Origin of the sequence: Burkholderia sp. E168m15 (assembly GCF_016586105.1) — a bacterium.
GTDB classification, from domain to species: Bacteria; Pseudomonadota; Gammaproteobacteria; order Burkholderiales; family Burkholderiaceae; genus Burkholderia; species Burkholderia orbicola.
This window is the reverse complement of sequence record NZ_BCPO01000030.1, coordinates 25,074-37,634: the sequence shown is the minus strand read 5'-3', so window position 1 is coordinate 37,634 and position 12,561 is coordinate 25,074. Positions and strand designations below refer to the sequence as shown.

Sequence of the window (12,561 nt, the reverse complement as noted above, 5' to 3'; positions counted from 1 at the left end):
GGGGCAGCGGTCACTTTTCTTTGTCTTGCCAAAGAAAAGTAACCAAAAGAAAGGCGCTCGGATATCGCATGACCTCCCGGTGCCATCGCCAACAAAGTGGTCCGCACAAAAGTGTCCGCGCCAGTCAGGAATCCGGAGTGGTTCGAGCAATGGTTCTGACACCACTGCCTACACAACAGAGCGGTATACCGCCCCCTAGCTCCGTCCTCGCTTCGCTCGGCCGACAGGTCCATCCCCACCCAACCGCTATCACCAGCCCCCTCACAAGGAACCAACTTTCGATAAGCAGGAAATTCACCACTCGCAAGAAAAATGGGGCGGCAAGCACATCGATGTCAGTCACGAAAATACCGACCATCGAATCGGATCACACACATGCTGGGAGCAGAAAAAAAAGCCTGGCATTCGACAGTTTGTGCAGAGAAGCACGAACGCGATCGCATACCCCCTGAAGTACCTTGCAGCCGAGCGCAGCGAGGATGGAGCTAGCGGACGGTATACCACTCCGCGGTGTAGCGAGTGGTGTCAGAACCATTGCTCGAACCACTCCGGATTCCTGACTGGCGCGGACACTTTTGTGCGGACCACTCGGGGCGCCATGGCACCGGTAAGTCATGCGATATCCGAGCGCCTTTCTTTTGGTTACTTTTCTTTGGCAAGACAAAGAAAAGTAACCGCTGCCCCGCGCAGGGGCGACGTTAATAGACCGACACGATCACAGGCACTTCACGCCAACCGCGAGCAAACCACCAAACAAACCAAACCCAAACCTCAATCTTTCCCGCGCTCGACGAGCGCCCCACCCCGAGGCTCACTGCCCCCGCCAGTCTGCTTCTCGAGCCACGCCCGTCGATCCTCCCGAGGCGTAACCCCAAACCTTTCGCGGTAAGCGTTGGAGAAGTGCGCAGCAGAAGAAAACCCACAAGCGAGAGAAACCTGAACGACGGACTTACTAGTCCGCTGCAACTGCGTGCGAGCCTTGAGCAACCGAAGATTGAGGTAATACTTGGAGGGCATCGCCCCGAGATACTGCCGAAAGAGCCGCTCCAACTGTCGGCGCGACACGCCGACCAACCCGGCGATCTCATCGGTAGTAAGCGGATCCTCGACATTGGCTTCCATCAAGAGCAACGCGTCATTCAACCGAGGATGCCGCTCCCCCGGAGCAGTAACAAAGGGAATCCTCTGCCGCTCCTCGCCGCTACGCAGCGTGCCGGCTCCCAGCGCATCGGCAATCCGCTCCGCGAGATCCGCCCCATGTTCCCGGCCAATCATGGCCAGCATGAAATCGACGGTCGCCTGCCCACCGGCACAGGTCGCCCGATCGCGATCGATCTCGAAGATCTGCTGCGTGACGATCGACCGCTCGAACTGCTCGGCGAACTGCTGATACGTCTCCCAGTTCACGCTCACGCGATACCCGGAAAGCTGCCCCGCCATCGCCAACCACCACACGCCGTGATGAATACCCGTCACGACCGGCGTGCGCTGCCCGACCCGCGCGAGACTCGCGAGAAACAACCGGTAATCGGCAAACTGCTGAAACCGCTCGGACACGACGATCAACCAGTCGCACGCGATCGCATCGTTGAACGCCGCATCGGCATGCCACTGCGCACCGCCCGCGAGCGGCACCGGCCGCCCATCCCACGAACACACCTGCCAGCGGTACAGGAGCCGCCCGTCGATCTCGTTCGCGAGATTCAGCGCATCGACGATCGGACCCACGCCCGACATCGACACGGGCGGCAATGCAACGATCGCCACCTGCGTCGTGCGGGTGGCGCCTGCGGGACGAGACACCGGTACCACGGTTGAAACCTGCCCTGTCGCGTTACTTGAGGCTGCCCGACAGGAACTGCTTGAGCCGCTCGCTCTGCGGGCGCACCAGCACTTCCTTCGGATCGCCCTCTTCCTCGGTCCGCCCCTGATGCAGGAACATCACGTGGTTCGACACGTTGCGCGCGAAGCCCATCTCGTGCGTGACGACGATCATCGTACGGCCTTCCTCGGCCAGCTTCTGCATCACCTTCAGCACTTCACCGACGAGTTCCGGGTCGAGCGCGGAGGTCGGCTCGTCGAACAGCATCACGTCCGGATGCATCGCCAGCGCCCGCGCGATCGCCACGCGCTGCTGCTGGCCGCCCGACAGATGCGACGGATACTGCTTCTCGACGCGCGGCGGCAAACCGACCTTCTCGAGATACTCGCGTGCACGCTCCTCGGCTTCCTTCTTCGAAATGCCGAGCACGTGCACGGGCGCTTCCATCACGTTCTCGAGCACGTTCATGTGCGCCCACAGGTTGAAGTGCTGGAACACCATCGCAAGCTTCGTGCGAATGCGCTGCAACTGCTTGTGATCGGCGACTTCGAGCGCGCCGGCGCGATCGGTCTTGGTGCGCACGGCCTCGCCGTCGACGACGATCTGCCCCGCATTCGGCCGCTCGAGAAAATTGATGCAGCGCAGGAACGTGCTCTTGCCCGAGCCGCTCGCGCCGATGATGCTGATGACGTCACCGGCCTTCGCGTTCAGCGACACGCCCTTGAGCACCTCGTTGTCGCCATAGCGCTTGTGGATGTCGACCGCGGCCAGCTTGACGGAAGCGGACGCGCTCGTTTGGGTGATCTCGGCCAACTGGCTCTCCTCGAAGTAATTCAATGACGGGCGGCCGCGAGATACGCGAGCCAGTGGCGCTCCGCGCGGCGAAACGCCGCGACGAGTGCGAACGATACCGCAAGATAGATCAGCGCGGCGATTCCGAACGACTGGAACGCCATGTAGGTCGCGGAATTGGCGTCGCGCGCGACCTTCAGGATGTCCGGCACGGTCGCGGTGAATGCAACGGTCGTCGCGTGCAGCATCAGGATCACTTCGTTGCTGTACAGCGGCAGCGCGCGACGCAGCGCCGACGGCAGGATCACGCGGCGGTACATCGTGAACGGCGACATCCCGTACGCGCGCGCCGCCTCGACCTCGCCGTGCGGAATCGCGCGGATCGCACCGGCGAAGATCTCGGTGGTGTACGCGCAGGTGTTCAGCGCGAACGCGAGGATCGCGCAGTTGAAACCGCTGCGGAAAAATGCGTCGAGCAGCGAGTGCGAGCGCACGAACTCGAGGCTGTACATGCCCGTGTACATCAGCAGCAACTGCACGTAGAGCGGCGTGCCGCGGAACACGTACGTGTAGAACCGCACGGGCATCGACACCCACTTGTTCCTCGACACGCGCGCGACCGCGAGCGGCACCGCGCACACGAAGCCGAGCGAAATCGATGCGACGAGCAGCCACAGCGTCACCGCGAGGCCGGACAGGCGCTGGCCGTCCCAGAAAAGGAACGCCTTGCCGAATTCCTGGAGGATCTCGATCATAGTTCTGCGTGCCGCACGCCCATGGAATAACGCTTCTCGAGCTGGATCAGCACGAGGTTGGAGACGGTCGTGATCGCGAGATAGATCAGCGCCGCGACGAGGATGAAGAAGAACATGTTGAACGTGCTCTTGCCGGCGTCCTGCGCGGCCTTCACGACGTCCGCGAGACCGATGATCGACACCAGCGCGGTCGCCTTCACGAGCACCTGCCAGTTGTTGCCGATGCCCGGCAGTGCGAAACGCATCATCTGCGGAAACATGATCCGCACGAACACGCGCGCACCGCTCATCCCGTAAGCCGAACCGGCTTCGAGCTGGCCGCGCGGCACCGACAGGAACGCGCCACGAAACGTCTCGGTGAAGTACGCGCCGTAGATGAAGCCGAGCGTCAGCACGCCGGCCACGAACGGATCGATGTCGATCTGGTTCCAGCCGACGAGGTCGGTGAACTGGTTCAGCCAGATCTGGATGCTGTAGAACAGCAGCAGCATCAGCACGAGATCGGGCACCGAGCGGATCAGCGTCGTATAACCGGTCGCGATCGCTCGCAGCACCCGGTTGTGCGACAGCTTCGCCACCGCGCCGATCAGCCCCAGCGCCACCGCAGTGGCGAGCGACAGCACCGACAGCTCGATGGTCTGCACGGTGCCGGCCCAGAGGACGGGACCAAAGCCGTAAAGGAACACGCGCGTCTCCAGAGTTGAATGAATGCCGACGCGACAGCCTGTCCCGCGCCGGGGTGACGCGGATAGTCGCAAGCGAAATTGATTGCCTCAAATCACCGTGCGCGCGATTGCTGCGTCGCAACAATTCGTCCCACCATTTCTGCGCACGGCCTACACCGCTGTTTCAAAAGGAAAAAACCCGCTTCCTGACAGTCGGATGACGCGCCGGGAAGCGGGTTTTTTGCAATTTTCCGGTCGCTTTTTCGATATAGCGCCGGGCTGGCCGTCCGGCCGAATGGGCAGGTCCAGGCCCACGCCACACAATCGCTCGCTCATGCCCGCGACGCGCTGCGCGACTGGCTGAAGAAACGCCGCGCGTGAACGTCAGCGCCCTTTCAGGATGTCGGAGCGCGAGGTCGTATAAACGAGCCCGTCCGGGCCGAAATGGACGTTGAAGAACGCGTCAGTGTTGACGCCGTCCTCGAGCCAGCGCCAGCTCCAGACCGTCTCGGGCTTCAGCGGATATTGCGCAATGTCGCCGGGCTTGCCGAGCAGCCGCCGCACCTCGTCCTCGTCCATCCCCGGGCGCACTTTCGCGAAATTCTCGGCGGTCAGCACCTGCGTCGCGCCCGTGTAGCGCCCGTTCGCATCGAGATCGACGAACCACGTCTGGTTGCCCATCGGGCCGCGCGGATACTCGAGACGCTTCGAGCCGTCGGTGAACGTGCGCTCGGTCTCGGGCTTGCCCATCGTGCCGCGCACGTCGGCCTCGGTCGATTCGCCGACCTTCAGCCCTTTCAGCAACAGCGGCGCGGGCTTGATCGCGTTGAAGAAGTCCCTGATACGTTGCACGTCGAGATGGCCTTGGTCGTCGCAACCGGTCAGCGCCAGCGCAGCGGCCAGCATCGTCACGGAAAGCAGCCGGAAACGAAAAATCATCGGAAGAGTTGCGCGTCGAGAAAACACGCGGCAAGGATACCCGCGCGACGCCAAAAGCGCGAGACGGGCCGTGCAGCCCGTCCCGTGTTCAATGCGTCGTTTCGGTTTCGGTCCGGGTTTCGGACGCCCGGTTCGCCGGCGGCGCCGTACGCGGCCCGGCCAGCGGCGCGCCCAGCCGGCCGCGCGTGCGCACCAGTTCGGCAAGCTGCCACGAGCCGAGCGCGAGGCAGCCGAACAGCACCTCGCGCCCACGCTTGACCACCGCGAGCGACAGCGCCGTCTCGCGGTCGACGCCGAACATCTGCGCGAGCAGCACGACGGTCGCCTCCTGCACGCCGAGCCCGCCCGGCACCATGAACGCCGCATGCCGCACCGCCTGCGTCATCGCCTCGATCGCGATCGCGCCGCCGATCGACACCGGATGGCCGAGCAGCGCGAGCGCCCAGTAGATCTCGAGCGCGCCGAGCACGTAGCCGGCCAGTTGCCAGAAAAAGGCGCTGAACAGCAGGCCCGTGCGCGACATCAGCGAATCGATGTCGGCGTCGAGCCGGCGGCCGTCGACGCCCTGCAGCAGCCGGTGCGAATCGCCGAGCAGGCGGCCCGCGAAACGCTCGATCGCATGGAAGATGCCGCCGCGCCGCATCAGCACCACGCCGAGCACCGGCAACGGCAGCGTCAGCAGCAGCGCGAGGGCGATCGTGCCGCCGCCCATGTTGTCGGTCGTCGCGAGCAGCAGCACGAGGCCGAGCGCCGCGAACGCATACTGGACGACGATCGTCACGAGCACCTCGACGATCACCGACGCGGTCACGCGGCTCGCGTCGGGCACCTGCCAGCGCGCGAGCCGGATGCCGACGATCTCGCCGCCGATCCCCACCACGGGCAGCAGCCGGTTCACGGCCTCGCGCACGGTCGCGATCCACCACAGGAACGGCAGCGAACTGCGCCGGTCGAGCAGCTGGTGCCAGGCATACGCATCGAGCAGCAGCGGCAGCGCGTGGAACGGCACGAGCCACAGCAGCGCATAGCCGGCGCGCGCGAGCATCTGCGACACGTCGCCGACGCCTTCGTGCAGCCCCAGCGCGAGCAGGATGCCGATGCCGATCGGCCAGCCGAGCCACTTGATCCACTTGATCCACTTGCTCATGACGGCTGCGCTCCCGGTGCGCGCGACGCGTGCGCGCCGCGTCGGGCCGCAGGCTCGCCGAATACGTCGGCAAAGCCGCCGGTCGCGACGCCCGCCGCCTTCAGCGCGGCCGCGACGCGCGGCGACAGTAGCGCATCCAGTTCGTCGACCGGACGGTAGCCGGCCATCGTCGGCGTGATCGGGCCGTCGCCGGCCTCGGCCGGATGGCAGTAGATCTCGCCGACGCCCGGCGGCAGCTTCGCGAGCGCGTCGAGCAGCACGGCCTCGTCCATCGCGCCCGTCTGCTCGATGCCCACCACGTAGTCGTTGTGCGCGAGCCCCGCCCGGTCGAGCCGCGCGCGCACCAGCGCGATCCACGGCTTGAGCAGCGCCGGTGCGCTCGTTTCGTACGGCAGCCGCACTGCGCGCAGCCCGTAGTCGCGGCCGATCTCGATGATCATCGACAGCACGGTCGGATGCAGGTGGAAATGCTTGTGCGCGTTCACGTGGTCGAGCGGCAGGCCGCTCGCCGCGAACGCATCGAACTGCGCACGAATCTCGCGGCGCAGTTGCGCGCGCACGTGCGGCAGGAAGAAGAAGCGACAGCCGTCCTTCGCCATCGCGTCGCCGAAGCGCCCGTCGGGGCCGACGAGCGCGGGAATCGCATGCGCGGGCAGCGTGGCCGGCCCGTCCGCGAGCACCAGGTGCAAGCCGACCGCGAGCGACGGCAGCCGCCGCGCGCGTTCGATCGCATCCTGCGCGGCGGGGGCGCCGACCATCAGGCTGGCGGCGTTCAGCACGCCGTCGCGGTGCGCGCGCTCGACCGCCGCGTTGACGCGCGGGTGCAGCCCGAAGTCGTCCGCGGTGAAGATCAGCGCCCGCGCCGCCCGCTGCGTCGCCACGGATCAGGCCTCGTGCGCGCGCAGGAAGCGGAAGAACTCGACGCCTTCGCGCAGGCGACGCTTCATCATGTCCCAGCTCGTCAGCATCTCGCGCACGATTTCCCAGATCTTCGACGGACGGAAATAGAACTCGCGATAGAACTGCTCGAGATGGTGGTAGATCTCGTCGCGCGACAGGTGCGCATAGCCGATCGCCGCGAGCTGCACGCCTTCCTTGCTGACCAGGTTGATGGTCTTGTTCTCTTCCATCCAGCCGTTTTCCACGGCCTGCTTGTACAGCGTCGTGCCCGGATACGGCGCGGCGAGGGACACCTGGATCGTATGCGGATTGATTTCCTTCGCGTACTCGATCGTCTTCTTGATGGTTTCCTGCGTCTCGCCCGGCAGGCCGAGGATGAAGGTGCCGTGGATCTTGATGCCGAGCTTCTTGCAGTCCGCGCTGAAACGGCGCGCGAAATCGGTGCGCACGCCCTTCTTGATGTTCACGAGGATCTGGTCGTCGCCCGATTCGAAGCCGACCAGCAACAGGCGCAGGCCGTTTTCCTTCATGATCTTCAGCGACTTGTACGGCACGTTGGCCTTCGCGTTGCACGACCACGTGATGCCGAGCTTGCCCAGGCCGATGGCGATGGCTTCGGCGCGCGGCAGGTCGTCGGTGAAGGTGTCGTCGTCGAACATCAGTTCCTTCACTTCCGGCATGTTGTCGCGAATCCACTTCGCTTCCGCGAGCACGTTCTCGACCGAGCGCGTGCGGTAGCGATGGCCGCTGACCGTCTGCGGCCACAGGCAGAACGTGCAGCGCGACTTGCAGCCGCGGCCCGTGTAGATCGACACGTACGGATAGTTCAGGTAGCCGATGAAGTAGTTGTCGATCTTCAGGTCGCGCTTGTAGACGGGCGCGACGAACGGCAGTTCGTCCATGTTCTCGAGGATCGGACGCGCTTCGTTGTGCTCGATCGAGCCGTCCTTCGCGCGCCAGCTCAAGCCCTTGATCTCGGGGAACGGCTTGCCTTCGGCGAGCTCCTTGCAGGTGTAGTCGAATTCCTCGCGGCACACGAAGTCGATCGCCTCGCTCGCCGTGAGCGAGTTGTGCGGATCGACCATCACCTTCGCGCCGACCATGCCGACGAGCATCGACGGCTTCATCTTCTTCAGATCCTGCGCGAACATCGCGTCGGTCGGGAACGACGGCGTGCTCGTGTGGATGATCACGAGGTCGTAGTCGTTGGCGATCTTCAGCGTTTCCTCGACCGACAGGCCGTCGGCCGGCGCATCGACGACGCGGCTGCCCGGCACGAGCGCGGCCGGCTGCGCGAGCCAGGTCGGATACCAGAAGGAACGGATTTCGCGCTTCGCCTGATAGCGCGAGCCGGCTCCGCCGTCGAAGCCGTCATACGAAGGGGCCTGCAAGAACAGCGTTTTCATGAATGCTCCGGTAGCCTGCATAGTTCGTTTCGTTACAACGATTCAGTCAAAAAACCGCGGGCCGCCATGCCGGCGCCCGCCTCTCTGTCATGTCGCGCCGCGCGGCTTCGCCGTGCGACGCGTCTCGGCCCGCGGGCCGGTTTCGATCGACGGCCCTAGCGGCCGTCCACTGCTTCCACGGCCGCGGTCGCGCGTTCGCCGCCGACGACCGTCATCCTGGCGCCGCGCCACACGACGTGCGTGCCGAACACGGCCGCGAGCCACTCGAGCGCGAGCAGCGTGTCGCGCACCGCGACGAGCGGCAGGTCGCGCCAGAACGCGCGCCAGCCGTCCTCGCCGCGCGCATGCAGCACGAGCCGGCCGAATGCGCCGAGCGCGGCCGCCCCGCCCGCCAGCGTGCCGGCGAAGGTGCCGTCGAGGCGCAACGCGAGCGCCGCGCCGATCGCGAGCCACGGCACGGTAAACGTAATGAACAGGAACGCGAAGCCGGCCGGATTCAGCGAACGGATCGTGCGCAGCCAGCGCGTCTCGCGGTGCCACAGCGGCCCGAACGACGGCTCGATCACGTCGGTCGCGACCTCGACCTCCGACAGCACGGTGCGCCGCCCGAGGCGACGCGGCAGCTCGGCCAGCCAGAAATCGTCGGCCAGTTCGTCCTTCAGCGCGACGAGCCCGCCGATCCGGTCGAGCGTGTCGCGCGTGAGCGCGAGCGTCGCGCCGAAGCCGAAGCGGCTCGAGCGGCCGAGGTGCGTGATGCGCACCGACGGCGCGAACCAAGCGTCGACGAACTGCGCGCCGATCCGCGTCCAGAAGCCGCCGACGCTGCGCGCATGATACAGGCACGTGACGACCCCCACCGACGGGTCCGCCAGCGGCGCCGTGACACGCTCCAGATAGTCGGGCTGCACCGCGATGTCGCTGTCCGCGATCACGATGCGGCCATATTTCGCGCGCTCGGCGAGATTGATCAGGTTGCTGACCTTCAGGTTCTTGCCATGCACGCGCGCGTCGATCACGAGCGTGATGTCGCACTCCGGATGATCGGCGCGCAGCCGCTCGACGACGGCGATGGCCGGATCGGCCGACGATGCGACGCCGAGCAGCACCTCGTAGCGAGGATGGCGCTGCGCGCAGAAGGTCGCGAGGTTTTCATACAGGTGCGGCTCCGCGCCGCACAGCGGCTTCAGCACACTGACCGGCTCGAAGCCGTCGCGCACCGCGGTGCGCGGCGTGCGCGGCCGCGGCGCGAAGGCCGCGACGAGCGCGTAGCCGGCCGCGGCCAGCGTGAAGATGATCAGCAGCCAGTCGAGCAGCGTTGCGGCGGGCGTCATGCGCGAGGCCTCCCGGCGAACGGGGCGCCCTGGCAAACGCTTGAGCGTGATTGAGCGTGATGCGGTATTCCGACAACGACGAACGCGGGCACGACCCGACTCCTTGTTCCAGCAGCGTCTGTAATGGGGGAGGCACGACCCGTCGTTCGGGTGCGGCCATGCCCGGCTTCGCGTGGCGTATCCCCGCGCAGCGCCCGGACGGCATGCGGGAAGACTCGAATGGCTCCATCGGCACAACATGGGCAGGCGCCGGATTTTAGCAGTCCGCAGCCCCCCGCGTGCGGCGCTTCGAGAAACGGACTAGTGCAATTCCGGCAAAGCTGAGCGGTCGACGGACCTGATCGGCCCGACCACGTTCACGTTAGCGTAAGTACTTTGCAGGCGTATTGCAGTCTTTAAAATCAAACGTTTCGTGCAAATTTGTATGTCGATGCGGTTTCACTTCCAATCGCCGTAAAGTTTGGTAATTAATCAGCGATTAGCTTGATTTTTGCAACGATCGTCGCAAGCAACCCTGCACCCCTGTAAGGCGCATGGGTATCCGCGCGCCGCCAGCACGTTCCGGAACCCTTTGGCAAAATCCTTGGCATTTGTTGCGTCAGCGCATCACCACGCCACCCCGTTTCGAAGGTCTTCCGATGACACCGTTTTCCGTACTCGATCTCGCCCCCATTCCGGCCGGCGCCGACGCCTCGCAGGCGTTCCGTAACACCGTCGATCTCGCACAGCATGCGGAACGCTGGGGCTACCAGCGCTACTGGCTGGCCGAGCATCACAACATGCCGGGGATCGCGAGTGCGGCCACCGCCGTCGTGATCGGCCACGTCGCGGGCGCCACGCGGACGATCCGGGTCGGCTCGGGCGGCATCATGCTGCCGAACCATGCGCCGCTCGTGATCGCCGAACAGTTCGGCACGCTCGCGTCGCTGTATCCGGGGCGCATCGACCTCGGCCTCGGCCGCGCGCCCGGCACCGACCAGACCACGTCGCGCGCGCTGCGCCGCGACCTGATCGGCAGTGCCGATTCGTTTCCGGACGACGTCGCGGAGCTGCAGCGCTACTTCGCGGAGCCGGTACCGGGCCAGCGCGTGCGGGCGGTGCCCGGCGCGGGGCTCGACGTCCCGGTGTGGCTGCTCGGTTCGAGCCTGTTCAGCGCGCAGCTCGCGGCGATGCTCGGGCTGCCGTTCGCGTTCGCGTCGCATTTCGCGCCGGATTATCTGATGCGGGCGCTCGAGATCTATCGCGCGCAATACCGGCCGTCGGCCGCGTGGCCGAAACCGCATGCGATGGTGGGCGTCAACGTGTTCGCGGCCGAGACCGACGACGAGGCGCGGCGCCTGTTCACGTCGCTGCAGCAACAGTTCATCAACCTGCGGCGCGGCACGCCGGGCAAGCTGCCGCCGCCCGTCGACGTGCTCGAGGCGAACGAACTCGAGCTCGCGACCGTCGCCCATTCGCTGTCGTTCGCGGCGGTCGGCTCGCGCGATACGGTGCGCGACAAGCTGCGCGAGCGCATCGCGCAGACGGGCGCCGACGAGCTGATCATCACCGCGCAGATCTACGATCACGCCGCGCGGCTGCGCTCGTTCGAACTGACCGCGCAGATCCGCGACGAGCTCGCGAGCGAGGCACGCTGACCGCACGATTACGCGCGGCCTGCCGCCTGCCCCGCGTCACTGCGGGTGCACGGCCTCCAGCCCGTCGAGCAGCGCCTTGTGGAACGCGTCCGGGTCCTGGATCTGCGGCGCGTGTCCGAGCGCCGGAAATTCGACGAGCTGCGCGCCGGGAATCGCGGCCTGCGTGCGCTTCGCGAGCTCAGGATAGCGGCCGAGCTTCGCGTGCACGTCGGGCGGGGCGACATCCTTGCCGATCGCGGTCGTATCCTTGTCGCCGATCATCAGCAGCGTCGGCACGCGAATCGCGCCGAGTTCGTAGACCACCGGCTGCGTGAGGATCATGTCGTAGATCAGCGCGGAATTCCACGCGACCGCGTCGCGGCCGGCGCCGCGATACATCCCGGCGAGCATCTGCACCCAGCGCTCGTACGACGGCGCCCACTTGCCCGCGTAGTAGGTCGACTGCTCGTAGCGGCGGATGCCGTCGGCGTTGGTCTTCAGTTCGCGCGCATACCAGTAGTCGACCGACAGCGGCGGCACGCCGAGCGCCTTCCAGTCCTCGAGGCCGATCGGGTTCACGAGCACGAGCTGGTCGGTCGCCTTCGGATACATCAGCGCATAGCGGATCGCGAGCATCCCGCCCGTCGAGTGGCCGATGATCGTCGCCGACTTCACGCCGACCGATTCGAGCAGCGCGTGCGTGTTGCGCGCGAGTTGCTGGAAGCTGTACTGGTAGCGCTCGGGCTTCGACGACTTGCAGAAGCCGATCTGGTCCGGCGCGATCACGCGATAACCGGCGCGGCTCAGCACACCGATCGTGTCCTCCCAGGTCGCCGCGCAGAAGTTCTTGCCGTGCAGCAGCACGACGGTGCGACCGTTCGGATGCGCGGGCTGCACGTCGAGGTACGCCATCTCGAGGGTTTCGCGTTGCGACACGAACGCGTACTCATGCACGGGCGCCGGATACGCGAATCCTTCCAGGCGCGGGCCGTAAGCGGGCCCGTCGTTGGCGGCGGGCGTGGCCGCAACGGCCGCAACCGGCATCGCGCACGCGGCGGCGGCACTCGCGCCGAGCACGGCGGCACGTGCGACGGACAACATCTTGCAAATCGAAAGCATGGCGATCACGGTGATTGGGGACGCGCGCGGGCAGCCGGGCCCCAGCGGGGCTGTCTCGCGCCCCGCGAT

At 66.0% G+C, this 12,561-nt stretch carries 11 protein-coding genes; 1 reads left to right on the top strand and 10 read right to left on the bottom strand.

Features of this window, described 5'->3' with window-relative positions:
- Positions 1–771 precede the first annotated feature (771 nt).
- From JMF86_RS05520 to hpnI, 9 genes are all read right to left on the bottom strand, one after another.
- Positions 772–1,812 carry a GlxA family transcriptional regulator gene (locus JMF86_RS05520; RefSeq protein ID WP_011544983.1) on the bottom strand — a complete coding sequence of 347 codons (1,041 nt, stop codon included), beginning with the start codon at positions 1,810–1,812 and terminating at the stop codon, positions 772–774.
- Positions 1,813–1,834: 22 nt separating this feature from the next.
- Entirely contained in the window at positions 1,835–2,635 is an 801-nt protein-coding gene (locus JMF86_RS05515) for an ABC transporter ATP-binding protein (RefSeq protein WP_006488736.1), read from the bottom strand.
- Positions 2,636–2,655: 20 nt separating this feature from the next.
- Positions 2,656–3,369 carry an ABC transporter permease gene (locus JMF86_RS05510; protein WP_006476443.1) on the bottom strand — a complete coding sequence of 238 codons (714 nt, stop codon included), beginning with the start codon at positions 3,367–3,369 and terminating at the stop codon, positions 2,656–2,658.
- Positions 3,366–4,055 (bottom strand): ABC transporter permease, encoded by a 690-nt coding sequence (locus tag JMF86_RS05505; RefSeq protein WP_011544981.1) that lies wholly within the window; start codon positions 4,053–4,055, stop codon positions 3,366–3,368. Before JMF86_RS05505 ends, JMF86_RS05510 begins: the two co-directional genes overlap by 4 nt.
- Positions 4,056–4,418: 363 nt before the next feature.
- Positions 4,419–4,973, bottom strand: coding sequence for a hypothetical protein (locus tag JMF86_RS05500; RefSeq protein WP_006488732.1), 555 nt, complete (start codon positions 4,971–4,973; stop codon positions 4,419–4,421).
- An 88-nt stretch (positions 4,974–5,061) separates the two neighbouring features.
- A complete protein-coding gene (locus JMF86_RS05495; RefSeq protein WP_011544979.1) occupies positions 5,062–6,120 on the bottom strand; it encodes a lysylphosphatidylglycerol synthase domain-containing protein in 1,059 nt (352 codons plus the stop codon).
- The gene (gene hpnK, locus JMF86_RS05490) at positions 6,117–7,001 is read right to left on the bottom strand and encodes a hopanoid biosynthesis-associated protein HpnK (RefSeq protein WP_006476448.1); all 885 of its coding nucleotides are present in this window, start codon (positions 6,999–7,001) and stop codon (positions 6,117–6,119) included. Before hpnK ends, JMF86_RS05495 begins: the two co-directional genes overlap by 4 nt.
- Before the next feature lie 3 nt (positions 7,002–7,004).
- Positions 7,005–8,447, bottom strand: coding sequence for a hopanoid biosynthesis associated radical SAM protein HpnJ (gene hpnJ / locus JMF86_RS05485; RefSeq protein ID WP_006476449.1), 1,443 nt, complete (start codon positions 8,445–8,447; stop codon positions 7,005–7,007).
- A 134-nt stretch (positions 8,448–8,581) separates the two neighbouring features.
- Positions 8,582–9,757 carry a bacteriohopanetetrol glucosamine biosynthesis glycosyltransferase HpnI gene (hpnI, locus tag JMF86_RS05480; protein ID WP_011544977.1) on the bottom strand — a complete coding sequence of 392 codons (1,176 nt, stop codon included), beginning with the start codon at positions 9,755–9,757 and terminating at the stop codon, positions 8,582–8,584.
- Between the two features lie 638 nt (positions 9,758–10,395).
- Here hpnI and JMF86_RS05475 point away from each other — a divergent pair.
- On the top strand, positions 10,396–11,394 hold the full coding sequence (locus JMF86_RS05475; protein ID WP_011544976.1) for an LLM class flavin-dependent oxidoreductase: 999 nt from the start codon (positions 10,396–10,398) through the stop codon (positions 11,392–11,394).
- A gap of 36 nt (positions 11,395–11,430) precedes the next feature.
- Here the strand turns inward: JMF86_RS05475 and JMF86_RS05470 are convergent, their stop codons facing one another.
- Positions 11,431–12,492 carry an alpha/beta fold hydrolase gene (locus tag JMF86_RS05470; RefSeq protein WP_011694232.1) on the bottom strand — a complete coding sequence of 354 codons (1,062 nt, stop codon included), beginning with the start codon at positions 12,490–12,492 and terminating at the stop codon, positions 11,431–11,433.
- Positions 12,493–12,561: the final 69 nt, after the last annotated feature.